Genomic DNA, 17,753 nt, shown 5'->3' on the forward strand with positions numbered 1-17,753 from the left:
GTCCTAATTTGGGCAATGTTATAAATTTAATGTAACATACCCCAATTATCTCCAACATTAATATCAACTGTTAAAGGAGTTGAAAAAGAATGATAATCACTCTGAGCTACACTGGTCATTTCTTTCTCAATTAATTTAATCATTACTTTTTCATCTTTTTTTGGAATTTCAAAAATTAATTCATCATGAATTTGCAAAAGCATTTTTGAATTAGAATTTTTTTCCTCTGATAATTTCTTATCTAACCTTATCATGGCTAATCTCATCACTTCAGAAGCAGAACCTTGAATGGGAGCATTAATTGCAGCACGTTCTTGAAAATTTCTGACATTAAAGTTTTTGTCATTTATTCCATTAAAGTGAGATCTTCGTCCAAAAATGTTGTTAACATATCCACTTTTTCTACAAAATTTAATTGTATTATCCATATAAACTTTAATTTCTGGAAACTTGGCAAAATATGAATTCAAAAATTCCTCCGCTTCATAATTAGAAACATTTATTTGCTTAGCTAATCCATATTGCGAAATTCCATAAATAATTCCAAAATTAATAGCCTTAGCCTTTCGTCTGTGATCTTGATTAACTTTTTTGATATCAATATTAAATATTTGGCTAGCTGTTAAAGAGTGAATATCTTCTTTATTTTTAAAAGCTTTTTTAAGTTCTTTCACATCTGCTAAATCTGCTAAAATTCTCATCTCAATTTGATTGTAATCTGCAGAAATTAACAGGTGTCCTTTTTTTGCAGTGAAAGCTTTTCTTATGTCTTTTCCATCCTCTGATTTGATTGGTATGTTTTGTAAGTTGGGATCACTTGATGCTAGTCTTCCAGTTGTTGTAGCAGCCAGCAAAAAGGAAGTATGAACTCTTTTGGTATTTGGGTTTAAATGTTCGGGTAAAGCGTCTGAATAAGTATTTTTTAATTTTGAAACTTGCCTCCAGTCTAAAATTAATTTTGGAAACTCATGACCTTTAAAGGCTAAATCCTCTAAAACACTTGCACTTGTTGCAAAACTTCCTTTTTTAGTTTTCTTTAATCCAGCTATTTTCAAGTCATTATAAATTATTTCACCTAATTGCTTTGGGGATGCGATATTGAACTCTTTTTTAGAAATTTTAAATACTTCTTTTTCAAGTTTTTGGATTTTTTTTTCAAATTTAGATGAAAGAGATTTTAAAAACTTACTATCAATTTCAACTCCCTCAATTTCCATAAATGCTAGAATTTTAATTAGTGGCTTTTCAAAAATTTCATAGATATTTATCATTTTTTCAGATTTTAAATTTTTGATAAATTTCTTGTATAATCTAAAAGTAACATCGGCATCTTCAGCAGCGTAATCTTTTGCTTTATCTAATTCTACTTCGCTAAAATTAATTTCTTTCTTACCTGTTCCTACCATCTCTTTAAAAGAAATAGTTTTATGTCCTAAATGAATTTCTGATAAAGTATCCATATTATGTCTATTTTTTCCTGCATCCAAGACATAAGACATTAGCATCGTATCTTCCATTGATGAAAGCGTTATTCCATGCTTATAAAGTACGATAAAATCAAATTTTATATTTTGACCTATTTTTTTTATACTAGGATCTTCTAATATTTTTTTTAATTTTTTAATTACTGCGTCTTTTTTAAGACACTTGGGTGACTTGTGACCAACTGGTATGTAACATGCTCTCCCAACTTTAGAGCAAAGAGAAATGCCCACTAAATCAGCCTGGTGTGGATCTAATGATGTAGTTTCTGTATCTACAGCAACTTCACCAACTTCTTCTGCCTCCTCTATCCATTTATCAATTTCATCTAAACTATTAATTAAATAATAATTTTTGTTATTTATCGTTTGTTGTTTATCTAGATTTTGAGTTTCAATCTTATTACTTTCTAGTTCAGGTTCTCCATAAGCAGAAATTGCAGAACTTAACAACCTGTTAAATTCCATTTCTCTTAAAAATTTATATAATTTATCTTTATCTATATTTTGCAATTTAAATTCACTTAACTCTCTATTAACAGGAGAGTTATGATCTAGTGTTACAAGTTTTTTACTTATTAATGCTTTATCCTTATTCTCTATTAATGTTTCTCTTCTTTTATTTTGCTTAATCTCATTAGCAGATTTTAGTAAATTTTCTAAAGTACCATATTTGTTAATTAGCTCTGCAGCTGTCTTCACACCTATCCCTGGAACACCAGGAACATTATCACTACTATCTCCTGCTAAAGATTGCACATCAATAACTTTTGAAGCATCTACGCCAAATTTTTTTAAGACATCGTCGTCAGTTATAAATTTGTTTTTCATGGGGTCAAAAATTCGAACCCCTTTTTTGTAAAGCTGCATTAAATCTTTATCTGATGAGACAATTGTAACTTTTGCACCTTTTTTAAGGATTTGATCAACATATGTGGCTATTAAATCATCTGCTTCATAATTAGGAAGATCCACAGATGGTAAATTGAATGCTAGTACTGATTTTCTTATATACTCAAATTGAGGAGCCAAATCATCAGGCGCCTCTGACCTATTAGCTTTGTAATCACTATAAATTTCATTTCTGAAAGTTTTTCTTGCTGAGTCAAATATTACTGCAAAATGTGTTGGTTTTTGCAAGTTTTGATCAGATTTTGAGTCCTCTAATAATTTAAATAACATACTGCAAAAACCACTAACAGCACCTGTTGGAAGTCCATCACTTTTTCTAGTCAATGGAGGCAAAGCATAATAAGCTCTAAAAATATAACCAGAGCCATCAATCAAATAAAAATGATCTGTTTTTTGAATTTTATTCATGAAGTATAATTAAATATTATAATGATAACATATTCTGTATATAAAAAAATTTACTTTCAATTATTATAACAATTATAAGTAGATTATTTTTTATATTTTGAGTATTATTTAACAATGGAATTAACAAAAAATCTCACGCAAGCTAAACTATTTAAATCTCTGGTTGTTATTGTTCTTGGTTCAATAGCACTAACTATATCAGCAAAGATCAAAATTCCTTTCTATCCAGTTCCTATGACTATGCAAACATTTGTTGTATTGTTTTTAGGAATAAGCTTAGGACATAAAATTGCACTTGCTACAATTGGTCTGTATTTAATTGAAGGAATTTCAGGTCTTCCTGTATTTTCAAATTCACCTGAAAAAGGTGTTGGGTTAGTTTACTTTACAGGGCCAACTATGGGTTACTTAATTGGTTTTTTAACGGCTTGTTACTTGGCTTCTAAAATAAAGATTGATGATAATTTTTTCGTTGTTTTATTTAAGCTAATAATTGCAACTTCAACAATCTATATTTTGGGTCTAATTTGGCTTGGAACATTGATTGGATGGGATAAGCCAATTTTTGCTTTAGGAGCAAAACCGTTTCTATTAGCCGAGATTTTTAAAATTATGCTTTTAGCTCTTTTAACTAAGCAAATAATTAAAATTAAAAAATTTATCTAGGTGATCTTTTAGAAAGAATTCTTTGAAGAGTTCTTCTGTGCATTTTAAGTCTTCTGGCTGTTTCTGAAACATTCCTATTACATAATTCGAAAACTCTATGTATATGTTCCCACTTAACTCTATCAGCCGACATCGGGTTTTCTGGTGGAGCTGCTTTTTTTGAAGGATCTGCCAATAATGCTTTCTCTACATCTTCTGCATCTGCAGGTTTAGCCAAATAATCTATGGCACCTTCTTTGATTGCAGCTACTGCCGTAGGAATATTTCCATATCCAGTTAACATGATGATCCTGCTATCACTATTTGAAGACTGAATTTCTTTTACAACTTCAAGTCCATTACCATCTGCAAGCCTTAAGTCTACAACAGCAAAACCAGGTTTTTTAGTTTTTACAGATTCAACTCCCTTTTGTACACTCTCAGCTTGAAAAACCTCAAATCCTTTTTTTTCCATCGCTCTTGCTAAACGCTCACGGAAAGGATTATCGTCATCCACGATTAATAATGACTTATTTTCAAAATCACTAAGATTCTGTAGTTTTGCTTCTTCTTTCATGGCTCTTATATGGGGTCTCTACAAGATATTACAATATATGAATTTTACGCATTTCTGGCTTGAATTATTTGCTTTACTTTAGTGCTGTTTACTTTATATGCCAAAAAATATTAAAGTTTTTTTTAAAAAGACTTTTTTTTATTAAATTTTTTTTGGAGGCATTTAAAATGCAAAAATTTAAATCAGTTGAAGAATTAGTTAATCGGCTGAAACCTGAAAAACCAGTTTACTGTATTAGAAAGAATTCCATTAAATCTGCTGTTAAATTTTTCCTTAACAAATTTCCAGGTAAAATTTTATATGCAGTTAAAACTAATCCGCAACCTGAGGTAATCAAAACAATCATAGAAAGTGGAGTTGAGCAATTTGATGTTGCTTCAATTGAGGAAATTAAAAATATTAGAACTTTTAGCAATACAGCAAAATGCTCTTATATGCATACTGTTAAAAGTAGAGAAAGTATTAAAGAAGCCTATTTTAATTATGGTGTAAAAACTTTTTCATTAGATACTAAAGATGAGCTTATTAAAATAATTGAAAGTACAAATAATGCTAAAGATTTAGAGTTATTTGTAAGAGTTGCTGTTTCAAATGAACATGCAGAAATTGATTTATCAAAAAAATTCGGTGCTTTAACATCCGAAGCAATAGGTTTATTAAGACTTGTAAAACAACATGCCAAAAAGATTGGTTTAAGTTTTCATGTTGGTTCACAATGTATGCATCCAATTTCTTATTCAAAAGGAATTAGTGAGATTGGAAATATAATCAAAAAGACAAAAATTATTCCACATTACATTAATGTAGGTGGAGGTTTCCCTACAATCTATCCTGACTTAATTCCACAATCTTTAGATAGTTATTTTAATGAAATAAATAAGAGTTTAGAAAATTTAAAGCTTGAAAAACTTCCTGAAATTATTTGTGAGCCTGGTAGAGCTATAGTTGCAGAAAGTGGTTCAACAATTGTAAGGGTTAATTTAAGAAAAAAACAAAAGCTTTATATTAATGATGGTACTTATGGTACTCTTTTTGATGCTGGTACACCAAACATTGTATTCCCATCTAGAATGATTAAAGAAAATTCTAATAAAATAATTTCAAAAAAATTAACTGCTTTTGATTTCTTTGGACCTACATGTGATAGCATGGATTATATGAAAGGTCCTTTTTTGCTTCCAAATAATATTAAAGAAAATGATTATATTGAACTTGGTCAACTTGGGGCATACGGATTAACATTTAGAACTCAGTTTAATGGTTATTACTCAAATGAAATTTATGAAGTTGAAGATAACCCAATAATGACAATGTATGATAAAGACATTAACAAAGCTAACATGGTAGCTTAATGTCGAGTCAAAAAAATCCAGGTCATAACAGTAAAAGAGATTTCTTAAAAAATCCTGTTGAGCATATCGATATAACTTCTTTCGACTCTAGAAAAATTATATCCTCAATGGAAAAAATGTCATTTGTTTCTAGAGAAACAGCAAATGCTGCTAATATTTATAACGAGATGCTTAAAGATAAAGATTGTACAATTTTCCTTACTTTAGCAGGCTCTACTTCGGCAGCTGGATGCATGAATATTTATAAAGATTTAGTTAAATATAATATGGTAGATGCAATCGTTGCAACAGGTGCCTCAATAGTAGATATGGATTTTTTTGAAGCTCTTGGTTTTAAACATTACCAAGGTTCACAATTTCAAGATGATACTGAGCTGAGGAATAACTATATAGATAGAATTTACGATACCTATATAGATGAAGAAGAGCTTCAAATGTGTGATAAAATCATATGTGAAATCGCAAATAACTTAGAAGCGAGAAGCTATACTTCAAGAGAGTTCATTTATGAAATGGGAAAATATTTAAAGAATAACTCAAAGAAAAAAGACTCTTTGATTGAAACCGCTTTTAACAACAATGTTCCTATCTTCTGCCCTGCTTTTACCGACTCAAGTGCAGGATTCGGGTTAGTTATGCATCAAGAGCAAAATCCAAAAAAACATATGACGATAGACTCGGTTAGAGAATTTAGAGAACTAACAGAAATTAAAATCAAATCTAAAGGTTCTGGATTATTTATGATTGGTGGTGGTGTGCCTAAAAACTTTATTCAAGATACTGTAATTTGTGCTGAACTATTAGGAAAAGATGTAGACATGCATAAATATGCTGTTCAAATTACTGTTGCTGATAGTAGAGACGGTGCTTGTAGTAGCTCCACATTAAAAGAAGCAAGTTCATGGGGAAAAGTAGATATTACAAAAGAACAGATGGTGTTTGCAGAAGCAACTAGTGTTTTACCATTGATAGCAAGTGATGCTTATCATAAGGGTGAGTGGAAAAATAGAACAAGAAAAAACTTTACTAAAATTTTTAAATAAAATTGAAATATCTATCAAATAAAAACGGGTTTTTAGGAATTGATAATAAATTTAGCTTTAAAGAAAAAGCTGTAATTGTTCCATTTGGTTTAGAAAAAACAGTCAGTTATGGGGGAGGAACAAAAAATGGACCTAAAGAAATTATAAAAGCATCTCATCAAGTTGAGCTGTATGATGAAGAGCTTAATTGCGAACCTTATAAAAAAATAGGTATTAAAACTTTAAAACCATTTAAAATTGATAAAAATATCAAAAAAGCACTGAATAAAATCTCTAATATTAATAAAGAAATTTTAAATAAAAAACTCTTTCCAATGACTTTGGGTGGAGAGCATTCAATAACTCCTGGATGTATTGTTCCTTTTACTAAAAAATATAAAAACATTTGTCTGTTACATTTTGATGCTCATGCAGATTTACGTCAAAGTTATAATGGAGAAAAATTTTCACATGCCTCAGCTATTAGAAGGTGTCTAGATTATAAAAACGTTTCGTTAATTTCATTTGGCATAAGAAATATCTCGAAAAGTGAAATCCCATTTTTAAAAAAAAATTCTTCAAGAATAAATATTTTTTGGGCGAAAGATAAAAAAAAATGGAATTTGTCTAAATTTAAAAAACTAATTAAAAATAAAACTGTTTATCTTACATTTGATGTAGATGGGCTAGATTCAAGTATTATGCCTGCAACCGGTACACCTGAACCAGGAGGACTTTTGTGGGATGAAACATTGGATATAATAAGAATTGCAGCTAAAAACTCGAAAATTGTTGGTGCAGATATTAATGAACTGTCTCCAATTAAAGGATTTAATTCTTATAATTTTCTTGTTGCAAAGCTAGCTTATAAAATCTTGTCTTATAAATTTTTATATTAAACTTTAATTGGTTTAATAATTTTCAATAACATTCTAAACGGTATCAACATTATTAGAGCAACTAAAACTTTTACTGCTAAATCTCCAAGAGATAAAGTAACCCAAGGTACCCCTGTTGCATAAAATGATATTGAGAAAAATAAAAATGTGTCAACTGTTGATCCAATCAAAGATGAAGTAAGTGGTGCTACAAACCACTCTTTTTTTCTTAATCTATCAAAAATTTGAATATCTAATAATTGAGCAGTAATAAAAGCTACCCCTGATCCTATTGCAATTCTTACAGATATTAAATCTGCAAAATCAGTTGAGAATAACAATGTAAATATAATTCCTATTAAAAAGCCCAAATATACAATTTGCCTTGCTAATAATTTTCCATAAGACCTATTTGCTAAATCTGTTATTAAAAAAGCTATTGGATAACTAAAAGCTCCATAAGTTAAAATCTCATTTAATCCAAAATAGTTTATTGGGAACTGAACTAAATAATTAGAAGATAGTACAACAACCCCCATCATTATTGACAGGATGATAAATAATTTGTTCATTAAGCTGATTTAGCTACAGGTTTCTTTTTAAAAGGGGATTTAATTAAAACTACTTTTTTCAACTTTTTTAATCTAGGAGATAAATTTTTATTTTTTACAGTTTTTAAAAATTCATCAAAACTTCCTTTTTTGTCAACTGATCTTACACCTGAATTGCTTACAGTAAGTTTTAAACTTCTTCCAGTAAGCTCACTTGTAAATTTTACTTTTTTAAGATTCGGTAAAAATCTTCTTTTAGTCTTGTTGTTAGCATGACTAACATTATGACCTTTCATAGGAATTTTACCGGTAAGTTCACATTTTTTTGACATAATAACAGTGCCTATATAAGGGGAGATATTGAAGGCGTCAAGTTTAATACATTTAAGAAACAGTTTTATTTCCCACAATTTCTGTGAAATTTTTGACACCATCTCTTATTAGTAATTCTTTTAGGTCCTTTTTAATCATCCCAGCAATATTGGGTCCTTGAAATACCATGCCGGTATACAACTGAACATAATCTGCTCCTAATAAAAACTTGTCATAAGCTGCTTTACCAGAGTCAACGCCACCTACTCCAATTATTTTAATTTTACCTTTTATTAAGTTATAGAATTTACTTATTAAAAGATTTGATTTTTTCTCAATAGGTTTTCCAGATAAACCACCTTTTTGATGTCTCTGTATATTTTGAAGTGTTTCCCGAGAAGATTCGGAAGTATTTGAAATTATTATTGCGCTTATTTCATTTTCTAAAAGTATTTCTGAAATTAAGTCAATTTGATTTTCATTTATATCTGGTGAAATTTTTACAGCTACAGGAATTTCAGTTTTTAATTGTTTTTTTTTCTCTGATATAGATTTTAATAACTCTTTTAATTTATTCTCATCATGAAAGTTTCTTAGATTTTCAGTATTTGGTGACGAAATATTAATTGTAATATAATCTGCAACTTCAGAAAATTTTTCTAATCCAATTAAATAATCATTCAATCTATCATTAGAATCTTTGTTTGGACCTACATTTACACCAAGCACACCTAGTTTTTTATTAGATTTTATTCTGTTTAATATTGTATCTGATCCGTGGTTGTTAAAACCTAACCTATTAATTAATGCTTGATCTTCTACCAATCTAAATACTCTTGGTTTTTCATTTCCATATTGTTTTAATGGAGTAACTGTACCTACTTCAACAAATCCAAAACCCAGCTTAAATAAAGGGTTATATACCTCTGCATTCTTATCAAAACCTGCAGCAATACCGATAGGATTATCAAGATCTTGATTAAATAATTTTGTTTTTAAAATTGGATCGTTTTTGTTTTCATCAAATATATTTGAAACTAAATTGAGTTTGAGTGATTGAATTGCTAAAAAATGTGCTCTTTCAGGATCTATTTTAAATATTAAAGATCTTAAATTTGAATACATTATTTCAATTTACTAATTATCAATTCTTTTGTTTCGTTAACACCGAAAAAACTTATAAAAAAACCCATTCTAGGTCCATTTTCATCTCCAAACACCACTTCATAAATTAACTTAAACCAATCTCTTAAGTTTTCTGAATACCCATTTTCTTTGCCTGTTGAATAAATTAATGTTTGTATATCCTCTGGAGACATTTGGTCATTACATTGTTCTAAAGTTTTAACTAAGGCTTGTAGAGCTAATTTTTCATTTTCAGATGGATTTTTATATTTTTTTTGAGCCTTAATAACATCATTAAAATACTTAATTGCATAACCTACTAGTCCATCAAAAATCGGAAAATTTTTTTCATGAATATTAGATTTGTATTTTTTAACAAACTTCCATAATAAATCTTTGTTATCAGCGTTACTTGTTTCAACTAAATTCAACAACATAGAAAAGGTCATAATCATCTCTTCTTTTGGAATATGTCCATTATGAACATGCCAAACAGGATTCATCACTAATTGTTGTTCAGTTTGTTTTTTTGATTTTTCAATATTATCAAGGTACTCATCTACAGCTTTAGGGACTATTTCTTTATAAAGTTTTTTTGCTCTTTTTGGATTTTGATACATGTATAAAGATAAGCTTTCGGGTGAAGCATATTTTAACCATTGGTCGATAGTAATACCATTTCCTTTTGATTTTGAAATTTTTTCACCCTTTTCATCAAGAAATAATTCATAAGCAAATCCAGATGGATGTTTTTTACCAATCAAATTTATTATTTTAGTTGATAAAATTGCGCTCTCAATAAGGTCTTTTCCATACATTTCAAAATCTATATCTAGAGCATACCATCTCATTGCCCAATCAACTTTCCATTGTAATTTACAATTTCCATCCAAAATACTAGATTCTAATTTTTTTCCTTTATTATCAAAAATTATTTTAGAATTTTTTTTATCAATTTCTATAACTGGAATTTCGAGGACATGACCTGTGTCTGGACAAATAGGTAAAAAAGGGCAGTAAGTTTGTTGACGTTCTTTGCCTAAAGTTGGAAGTATAATGTTCATTATACCATCATAATTTTCTAAAATAATTTTTAAAGTTGGGTTAAAAAAACCACCTTTGTATAAAGATGTCGAACTTTTAAAACTGTATTTAAAATTAAAACTATTTAAAAAATCTTTTAACATTTCATTATTATGTTCTCCAAAACTTGCAAATTTTTCAAATGGATCAGGAACTTGTGTTAATGGTTTATGTAAGTTTTTATTTAATAATTCCTGATTAGGAACATTATCAGGAACTTTTCTTAAACCATCCATATCATCAGAAAAAGTAATTATCTCAGTTGGTAAATCTGTAAGTTGCTTTAAGGCATTTACCATCATTGAAGTCCTTGCAACTTCACCAAATGTTCCGATATGAGGAAGGCCACTTGGGCCATATCCTGTTTGAAGGGTAATTTTCCCTTTTTTATCAATAAATGATTTTCTCTCTCTAAGCATTTTTTTTGCTTCAACGAAAGGCCAAGCACTTGTTTTGTCTAAAATTTCTTTTTTAATCACGAGTATATCTTTTATAAAAATCTTAAATTGGCGATTTTATTAATTCTTATAGAGTTGAAATTTATTTACCATAAAATAATGTTCTTTCAAAATGTCTAATTATAAAACTGTTTTTTTTACACTTGGAATTTTGCAAATAATTTTAGGGGTCTCAATGTTCATCCCTATAATTGCTCAATTTATTTATTCTGAAATAGATTCATCATTTTTTGGTGCATCTATTGTGACAATAATTTTTGGATCATTATTTTTTCTTTCAAATCTAGACCACGACAAAAAGTTAAATTTACAACAAGCATTTTTATTAACTGCTTTGTCCTGGTTAAGTATTGCTATTTTTGGATCTTTACCATTTATATTTTCGACTATGGAACTTTCAATTACTGATGCTTTTTTTGAGAGTATGTCTGGTATTACAACAACTGGATCTACAATTATTTCCAACTTAGAGAATACTCCAAAAGGCATTCTATTATGGAGAGCAATACTACAATGGCTAGGTGGCATTGGTATTATTGTGATGGCAATTACACTAATGCCAATAATGAATGTTGGTGGTATGCAATTATTTAAAATTTCTAGCAACGACTCTTCTGAAAAAATTCTTCCTAAATCAAAAGAAATAGCTTTGAGACTTATTTATATTTATTCAGGTCTAACCGCTCTTTGTGCATTATCATATTGGATATTTGGAATGGGGAAATTCGATAGTTTAACTCATTCTATGACTACCATAGCTACTGGTGGATTTTCTAATTATAATCAATCTATCGGATATTTTGACAGTGTTCCTATAGAAATATCATCAATGATTTTTATAATTTTAGGAAGTATTCCATTTATTGCATATATTAAATTTATTAGTGGTAATAAAAAAATATTTTTAAACGATATTCAAATCAGAACATTTATTAAAATAATAATTATAAGCATAATTATATTATCAATTTATTTATTATTTAATAATAACGGAAACTTTAGTTTGAGATCTATTTTTTTTAATACAATTTCAATATTGACTGGAACAGGTTATGTAAATGCTGAATTCGACGGTTGGGGAAGTTTTCCTATAACAATATTTCTTGCATTAATGTTTATTGGGGGCTGTGCTGGATCAACTACTTGTGGTATTAAAATTTTTAGAATTCAGATTCTATATTTATTTATATTAAATCAATTAAAAAAAATTATATATCCCAAGGGAATATTTGTAATTAAATACGATCAAGGATCTGTTGATGATAAATTTATTGCATCAATAATTTCATTTATTTATTTTTATTTTGTTATTTTTTTTATTTTAGCTGCATTATTATCATTAACAGGTCTCGACTTTATAACCGCTATGTCTGGAGCGGCAACATCAATATCAAATGTTGGTCCTGGTTTAGGTCCTATAATAGGACCTAATGGAGATTTTTCATCTTTACCTGATATTTCTAAATGGATCTTAACTGTAGGTATGATTTTAGGTAGACTTGAGTTGTTTGCAATATTAGTATTGTTCTTACCATCTTTTTGGAGAAATTAATAATGTCTGAAACAAAAAAACAAACATGGCTTGATTCTCTTGCAGTTTATAAAGATATTCGAATGTTAAGAATTCTTTTATTAGGTGCAATAAGTGGATTTCCATGGGTATTAATTGCAAGCAGCTTAAGTCTTTGGCTTAAAGAAGAAGGTCTTAGTAGATCAACAATTGGATGGGCAGGTTTAATTTTTGGAGTATATGCTTTCAATTATTTGTGGGCTCCCATTATAGATAGAATTCAAATTCCAATACTAACAAAAAAATTAGGTCATAGAAGAGGATGGATAGTTTTGATGCAATTAATTATTTTGTTAAGTCTTGTTGTTTGGAGTGTGATTAATCCAACTGAAAATTTGGCTTTATTAATCACTGTAGGTTTAATTATTGCTATTGCGTCAGCAACCCAAGATATAACTGTAGATGCATTAAGAATTGAACAGATAAATGAAAATGAAGGAAAATCAATGGCTGCTGGTGCAGCTATGGCTGTTGTTGGTTGGTGGACAGGTTATAAATTAGGTGGAGTTGTTGCTTTATTCACAGCAGAATTTTTTGAAAACCTAGGGGTGGCTGACTATTGGCAAGCTACTTTTTTAATTTTAGGTATTTTAATAATTTTAATGAATATTGGATTAATGTTTGTTCATGAACCTATAGAGACAAACAGACAAGCAAAACAGAGAGAAACAGACAAATTAATTGAAGGAAAACTTGGATCTAGCAATATTATTACAAACTTTATCGCATATATTACAGGAACTATAGGCGGACCTATCATTAGTTTTTTTAGAAAAAATGGTTTTGCCATTGCAGCTGGAATTTTAGGATTTGTTTTCTTGTTCAAGATAGGTGAGGCATTTATGGGAAGAATGTCTATTGTTTTTTATAAAGAAATTGGTTTCTCCAAAGGTCAAATTGCAATTTATTCAAAAGGACTTGGCTGGATAACAACAGTTGTATTTACTTTGTTGGGTGGTGTAATGGCCATGAGAGCTGGAACAATTAAAACTATGTTCTTTGCTGGTGGATTAATGGCTATAACCAACCTTTTATTCGCAGTTTTAGCGTGGACTGGAAAATCAGAAATTTTATTTGCAATTGCGGTTATAGCCGATGATATCACAGCAGCTTTTGCAACTGTAGCATTTGTTGCATTTATATCATTACTAGTTGACAGAACTTATACAGCCACACAATATGCATTGCTTGCTTCAATTGGTACTGCTGGTCGTACTACCTTAGCTTCATCCTCAGGCGCTCTAGTTGACTGGTTAAACGGAGATTGGGGAACATTTTTTGTTTTAACGACTATAATGGTGATACCATCATTAATTTGTTTGTGGTTAATTAAAAACAAAATTAAAATTGGTGCAAAATAATTTTTATTTCATAGGTAATTTTTCGAATATTTACAAAAATGCTTCGAAAAGATCTGAGGTAACTTCACAAATTATACATGGTGAAAAATTCAAAATACTAGCAAAAAGTAAAAATTGGATAAAAATTAAAACTTTATTTGATAATTATAAGGGGTTTATAAAAAATTCAAAATATATAGAAAAATTTAGCCCCAATTATAAAGTCAGTTCACTAAAAGCAAAGATTTATAAAAAACCTGGAATTGGAACTATCAGTTGGCTTCCATTTGCATCCAAATTATCTGTATTTGATCAAAATAAGAATTACGTAAAAATTGAAAAAAATAAATGGATTAAAAAAGCTGATATTAAAAAAATAAACCATAAAGAAAATAATTTTACAAAAATATTTAAAAAATTTCTCGAAGTAAAATATGTTTGGGGTGGAAAAACATTTAAAGGTGTTGATTGTTCAGCTTTATTGCAAATTTTTTATTTTTATAATAATTCGTTTTATCCAAGAGATACAAAAGATCAGATCAAATATACAAAAAAGAATTCAAAGAAAAGACTATTTAAAAAAGGAGATATTATTTTTTGGAAAGGTCATGTTGCTATGTGCTTAAATTCTAAACAACTAATTCATGCTTATGGTCCAGAAAGAAAAGTAATTATTATGCCAATTATAGAAACAATTAATAGAATTGAAAAAACTGCCAAGCTAAAGGTAAAAAAAGTATCTAGAATAAAATATTAATTTCTTCCAAAATCAGGTTTATCAATATCTTGTTTCAATTTGATGATTTTTGACCTTACTTTTTTAGTCTGAGTAAGTTTCTTTACGATAGACTTATTATTTTTTGAATTAATATCTTTTTTAAATTGATTTAAATTTTTAATAAATAAATCAATCGCTTTTGAAATATTATTTTTATTGTTAAAAAAAATATCTCTCCACATGATTTCATTTGATGCTGCAATCCTAGAAAAATCTCGTAATCCACCAGCACTATATTTGATTAGCTCATAATTTTGTTTTTTCTCAAAATCTTGTGCAGATTTCACCAGATTATACGCAATTAAGTGAGGTAAATGACTAGTAATAGAAAAAATTTTGTCATGTTTTTCGGCGCTCATAACAACTACTTTTGCTCCAATTTTTTTCCAAAACTTAGTTAGAATATTTATATAATTTTTTTTAATATTTTTTTCTTTAATTATTATGCACCATCTATCAGTAAACATATTTTCTTTACCATGCTCTGGTCCACTGACCTCTGATCCAGCTATTGGGTGACTTTGAATCCAATGAATACCTTTCTTTAAAAATTTATTTATAATTTTAGAAGTTTCAATTTTTGAAGAACCAATATCTGTAATCAATGTTTTCGATGGTATAAATTTATTAATTTTTAAAATAATATTTTTGTATTCACTCATTGGTGTACAAAAGATGATTAAATCGGAATTACTTACACCTTCTTTTAATGATTTAACAATTGTTCCAGGTAATTTTAATCTTTTTATCTTAGCAATATTTGATTTTGATTTTTCATAAATAAATATTTTTTTTGCTATTTTTTTTTTGCTAATACGCCTTAATAAAGATGAACCTAATAATCCACAGCCAATAATTAAAATATTTTTCATTTTTTCAATACTTGCTTAATAACACTCATAAATTTTATGTTTTCTTTTTTAGATCCAATAGTTAACCTTAATTTATTCTTTATATGATAACCATCTTCTGTTGATCTTAAAATAATTCCCTTATTTTTAAGTTTTTCATACAGAAATTTTGCTGAATATCTGCATTTTTCAAAATTAAGTAACAAAAAATTTGCTGAAACTGAATTTGAAAAAATATTATATGCCTCAAGAAATTTCTTAATTTTTTCAGAATATAATAAATTATGTCTAATAGATTTATTTATGAAAGCTTTATCCTTCAATGACTCGGTGGCAGCTAATTGAGCAATACCATTTACATTAAATGGTGGTTTTATAACATTTAGTGCATCAACTATTTTTTTTGAGCCATATCCCCAACCTACTCTAAGAGAAGCTAATCCAAACATTTTTGAAAAAGTTCTAAGGATGAAAACATTGTCTTTATTTTTAAACAAATCTAACCCAGATGAATAATCTTTGTTTTTCATATATTCTGCATAGGCATCATCTATAACTAGTAAAATTTTTTGATTTAATCTTTTTCTTAATTCTAAAACTTCTTTTTTCGTTAAGTAAGTTCCTGTAGGATTGTTTGGGTTAGCTATAAATACAATTTTAGTTTTTTTCGTTATTTTTTTTAAAATTTCATTTACTGAAACTTTAAAATTAATTTCTTTTGCAAATACAACTTTTGCACCTACAATTTTTGAGTAAATTCTGTACATTAAAAAACTGTACTCTGGTACTACAACCTCATCTTTTGGGTTTAAAAACAACTGACAAAGCATTTGAATAACTTCATCTGAACCAGCTCCACAAATAATTTTCTCAGAATTACATCTATAAGCTTTAGATATTGCTTTTCTTAAATTTTGAGATTTTCCATCTGGATATTTATCTAAATTCAGATTTTTGTTTGATATTATTTTCTTTGCTTTAGGGCTCATACCTAAAGCAGACTCATTTGCAGAAAGCTTAATTACGTTCTTAAGTTTATTAACTTTTGATTTGCCAGGCTTATAAGCCTCAATTTTAAAATTTTTGAAATTTGGAGTTATCATTTTTTTTAATTTATGTTCTCTTTATAGATAAAATTACAAAATTTTATAGAGAATAAGAGGTTTTTTTAAAAAATTGACATAATAAATAAGTTCTAGTAAAAAAATTGTGCGCTGATTTAACTGAATTGCGAGCGCTTAAAAAAAACCGCTAAAATAGTTTTTTTTCTCACAATTCGAAACAGTCAAAAACTATGAATACTGAGAAAAACATAAAAACTTTAATTGTAAAAAAACCACTAAAATTAGACTGTGGAAAGACCATAAAAGATTTTCCAATAGCCTATGAAACTTACGGTTCACTTAATTCAAAAAAAGATAATGCAATATTAGTTTTTCATGCTCTAACAGGAGATCAATTTGTAACGGGAATTAATCCTGTAACTAACAAAGAGGGTTGGTGGAGTTATGCAGTAGGTCCTGATAAGGCTATCGATACGAATAAATATTTTGTTATTTGCTCTAACGTAATTGGTGGATGTATGGGATCATACGGACCAAGTCATAAAGATCCTGATCAAAAAATTTTTGGAACAAATTTTCCCGTTATTACAATTAATGATATGGTGAATGCTCAATATAATTTACTTGATCATTTTGGTATTGATAAACTGTTTTCTATAACTGGTGGTTCAATGGGAGGTATGCAAGTCCTTCAGTTTATTAGCAACTTTCCTGATAAATCCAAAACAGTGATACCGATAGCAACCACATCTAGTCATTCAGCTCAAAATATTGCTTTTAACGAGCTAGGTAGACAAGCTATTACAGCTGATAGTAACTGGAAAGATGGGAATTACACATCAAGCGATACTAATCCTGGAAAAGGATTGGCAGTAGCTAGAATGGCAGCTCATATTACTTATTTATCTAAAAAAGGTTTGCAGGAAAAATTTGGAAGAAAGTTGCAAGAAAGAGAAGATCTTAAATTTGGATTTGACGCTGATTTTCAAATAGAAAGTTATTTAAGATATCAGGGCTCAGTTTTCGTAGATAGATTTGATGCAAATAGTTATCTTTATATTACTAGAGCTATGGATTATTTTGATTTAGCTAAGCAATTTAATGGTAATCTTTCAGAAGCATTTATAAATACAAACGCGAAATTTTTTATAATTTCTTTTACTTCAGATTGGCTTTATCCAACCCAAGAAAACAAAGATATTGTAATTGCTTTAAACTCAATAGGAGCTGATGTTGGATTTGTAGAAATTGAGTCAGATAAAGGTCACGACTCCTTTTTACTAGACGTTCCTGATTTCTTAAGTGCACTTAAAAACTTTTTAGATAAATCTTACGAAGAAAATTAA

The 17,753-nt window shown here is 28.6% G+C and carries 16 protein-coding genes; 8 read left to right on the forward strand and 8 right to left on the reverse strand.

Going from position 1 to position 17,753, the window contains the following annotated elements:
* Positions 1-26 precede the first annotated feature (26 nt).
* Positions 27-2,801, reverse strand: coding sequence for a DNA polymerase I (polA, locus tag ACTTBL_RS03995; protein WP_440643718.1), 2,775 nt, complete (start codon positions 2,799-2,801; stop codon positions 27-29).
* A 114-nt stretch (positions 2,802-2,915) separates the two neighbouring features.
* Between polA and ACTTBL_RS04000 the strand changes: the two genes are divergently transcribed.
* The gene (locus ACTTBL_RS04000; RefSeq protein ID WP_440643719.1) at positions 2,916-3,467 is read left to right on the forward strand and encodes a biotin transporter BioY; all 552 of its coding nucleotides are present in this window, start codon (positions 2,916-2,918) and stop codon (positions 3,465-3,467) included.
* Here ACTTBL_RS04000 and ACTTBL_RS04005 read toward each other — a convergent pair.
* Complete coding sequence (locus ACTTBL_RS04005; protein WP_075505213.1) at positions 3,460-4,023, reverse strand: ActR/PrrA/RegA family redox response regulator transcription factor; 564 nt, start codon at positions 4,021-4,023, stop codon at positions 3,460-3,462. The genes ACTTBL_RS04000 and ACTTBL_RS04005 overlap by 8 nt on opposite strands.
* Before the next feature lie 167 nt (positions 4,024-4,190).
* Here ACTTBL_RS04005 and ACTTBL_RS04010 point away from each other — a divergent pair, with 167 nt between their 5' ends.
* The 3 genes from ACTTBL_RS04010 to speB are packed head-to-tail and all read left to right on the forward strand — an operon-like array spanning position 4,191 to position 7,296.
* The gene (locus ACTTBL_RS04010) at positions 4,191-5,375 is read left to right on the forward strand and encodes a type III PLP-dependent enzyme (protein WP_440643720.1); all 1,185 of its coding nucleotides are present in this window, start codon (positions 4,191-4,193) and stop codon (positions 5,373-5,375) included.
* Positions 5,375-6,418 (forward strand): 1,9-bis(guanidino)-5-aza-nonane synthase, encoded by a 1,044-nt coding sequence (locus ACTTBL_RS04015; RefSeq protein ID WP_440643721.1) that lies wholly within the window; start codon positions 5,375-5,377, stop codon positions 6,416-6,418. The genes ACTTBL_RS04010 and ACTTBL_RS04015 overlap by 1 nt, the downstream gene beginning before the upstream one ends.
* A gap of 2 nt (positions 6,419-6,420) precedes the next feature.
* Positions 6,421-7,296, forward strand: coding sequence for an agmatinase (gene speB, locus ACTTBL_RS04020; protein WP_440643722.1), 876 nt, complete (start codon positions 6,421-6,423; stop codon positions 7,294-7,296).
* Here speB and ACTTBL_RS04025 read toward each other — a convergent pair.
* Genes ACTTBL_RS04025 through ACTTBL_RS04040 form a run of 4 tightly spaced genes read right to left on the reverse strand, consistent with a single transcriptional unit; the run spans position 7,293 to position 10,825 of the window.
* Entirely contained in the window at positions 7,293-7,847 is a 555-nt protein-coding gene (locus tag ACTTBL_RS04025; protein WP_440643723.1) for a queuosine precursor transporter, read from the reverse strand. The genes speB and ACTTBL_RS04025 overlap by 4 nt on opposite strands.
* Positions 7,847-8,158 (reverse strand): 50S ribosomal protein L28, encoded by a 312-nt coding sequence (gene rpmB / locus ACTTBL_RS04030; protein ID WP_023854682.1) that lies wholly within the window; start codon positions 8,156-8,158, stop codon positions 7,847-7,849. The genes ACTTBL_RS04025 and rpmB overlap by 1 nt, the downstream gene beginning before the upstream one ends.
* Positions 8,159-8,210: 52 nt before the next feature.
* On the reverse strand, positions 8,211-9,263 hold the full coding sequence (locus ACTTBL_RS04035) for a quinone-dependent dihydroorotate dehydrogenase (RefSeq protein WP_440643725.1): 1,053 nt from the start codon (positions 9,261-9,263) through the stop codon (positions 8,211-8,213).
* A complete protein-coding gene (locus tag ACTTBL_RS04040; protein ID WP_440643726.1) occupies positions 9,263-10,825 on the reverse strand; it encodes a lysine--tRNA ligase in 1,563 nt (520 codons plus the stop codon). The genes ACTTBL_RS04035 and ACTTBL_RS04040 overlap by 1 nt, the downstream gene beginning before the upstream one ends.
* A 91-nt stretch (positions 10,826-10,916) precedes the next feature.
* On the opposite strand from ACTTBL_RS04040, the gene ACTTBL_RS04045 reads away from it, so the two are divergent.
* From ACTTBL_RS04045 to ACTTBL_RS04055, 3 genes are read left to right on the forward strand one after another with little or no spacing between them, the layout of a single operon-like run.
* Entirely contained in the window at positions 10,917-12,356 is a 1,440-nt protein-coding gene (locus tag ACTTBL_RS04045) for a TrkH family potassium uptake protein (protein WP_440643727.1), read from the forward strand.
* A gap of 2 nt (positions 12,357-12,358) precedes the next feature.
* Positions 12,359-13,735, forward strand: coding sequence for an AmpG family muropeptide MFS transporter (locus tag ACTTBL_RS04050; RefSeq protein ID WP_440643728.1), 1,377 nt, complete (start codon positions 12,359-12,361; stop codon positions 13,733-13,735).
* Positions 13,725-14,471, forward strand: a complete 747-nt coding sequence (locus ACTTBL_RS04055; RefSeq protein ID WP_440643729.1) for a C40 family peptidase — start codon at positions 13,725-13,727, stop codon at positions 14,469-14,471. The genes ACTTBL_RS04050 and ACTTBL_RS04055 overlap by 11 nt, the downstream gene beginning before the upstream one ends.
* On the opposite strand, the gene ACTTBL_RS04060 is transcribed toward ACTTBL_RS04055, so the two are convergent.
* Positions 14,468-15,364, reverse strand: a complete 897-nt coding sequence (locus ACTTBL_RS04060) for a prephenate dehydrogenase (protein ID WP_440643730.1) — start codon at positions 15,362-15,364, stop codon at positions 14,468-14,470. The two genes, ACTTBL_RS04055 and ACTTBL_RS04060, sit on opposite strands and share 4 nt — an antisense overlap.
* A complete protein-coding gene (gene hisC / locus ACTTBL_RS04065) occupies positions 15,361-16,446 on the reverse strand; it encodes a histidinol-phosphate transaminase (protein ID WP_440643731.1) in 1,086 nt (361 codons plus the stop codon). The genes ACTTBL_RS04060 and hisC overlap by 4 nt, the downstream gene beginning before the upstream one ends.
* A gap of 191 nt (positions 16,447-16,637) precedes the next feature.
* Between hisC and metX the strand changes: the two genes are divergently transcribed.
* Positions 16,638-17,753: a homoserine O-acetyltransferase MetX gene (gene metX, locus ACTTBL_RS04070; RefSeq protein ID WP_023854674.1), complete on the forward strand. Its 1,116-nt coding sequence runs from the start codon at positions 16,638-16,640 to the stop codon at positions 17,751-17,753.

Source organism: Candidatus Pelagibacter sp. HIMB123 (assembly GCF_052048195.1).
Taxonomy (GTDB): domain Bacteria; phylum Pseudomonadota; class Alphaproteobacteria; order Pelagibacterales; family Pelagibacteraceae; genus Pelagibacter.

Bases quoted from the DNA above. Each gene is read 5' to 3' on its own strand.
- polA (WP_440643718.1), bottom strand. From the start codon at position 2,801: ATGAATAAAATTCAAAAAACAGATCATTTTTATTTGATTGATGGCTCT.
- ACTTBL_RS04000 (WP_440643719.1), top strand. From the start codon at position 2,916: ATGGAATTAACAAAAAATCTCACGCAAGCTAAACTATTTAAATCTCTG.
- ACTTBL_RS04005 (WP_075505213.1), bottom strand. From the start codon at position 4,023: ATGAAAGAAGAAGCAAAACTACAGAATCTTAGTGATTTTGAAAATAAG.
- ACTTBL_RS04010 (WP_440643720.1), top strand. From the start codon at position 4,191: ATGCAAAAATTTAAATCAGTTGAAGAATTAGTTAATCGGCTGAAACCT.
- ACTTBL_RS04015 (WP_440643721.1), top strand. From the start codon at position 5,375: ATGTCGAGTCAAAAAAATCCAGGTCATAACAGTAAAAGAGATTTCTTA.
- ACTTBL_RS04025 (WP_440643723.1), bottom strand. From the start codon at position 7,847: ATGAACAAATTATTTATCATCCTGTCAATAATGATGGGGGTTGTTGTA.
- rpmB (WP_023854682.1), bottom strand. From the start codon at position 8,158: ATGTCAAAAAAATGTGAACTTACCGGTAAAATTCCTATGAAAGGTCAT.
- ACTTBL_RS04035 (WP_440643725.1), bottom strand. From the start codon at position 9,263: ATGTATTCAAATTTAAGATCTTTAATATTTAAAATAGATCCTGAAAGA.
- ACTTBL_RS04045 (WP_440643727.1), top strand. From the start codon at position 10,917: ATGTCTAATTATAAAACTGTTTTTTTTACACTTGGAATTTTGCAAATA.
- ACTTBL_RS04050 (WP_440643728.1), top strand. From the start codon at position 12,359: ATGTCTGAAACAAAAAAACAAACATGGCTTGATTCTCTTGCAGTTTAT.
- ACTTBL_RS04060 (WP_440643730.1), bottom strand. From the start codon at position 15,364: ATGAAAAATATTTTAATTATTGGCTGTGGATTATTAGGTTCATCTTTA.
- hisC (WP_440643731.1), bottom strand. From the start codon at position 16,446: ATGATAACTCCAAATTTCAAAAATTTTAAAATTGAGGCTTATAAGCCT.
- metX (WP_023854674.1), top strand. From the start codon at position 16,638: ATGAATACTGAGAAAAACATAAAAACTTTAATTGTAAAAAAACCACTA.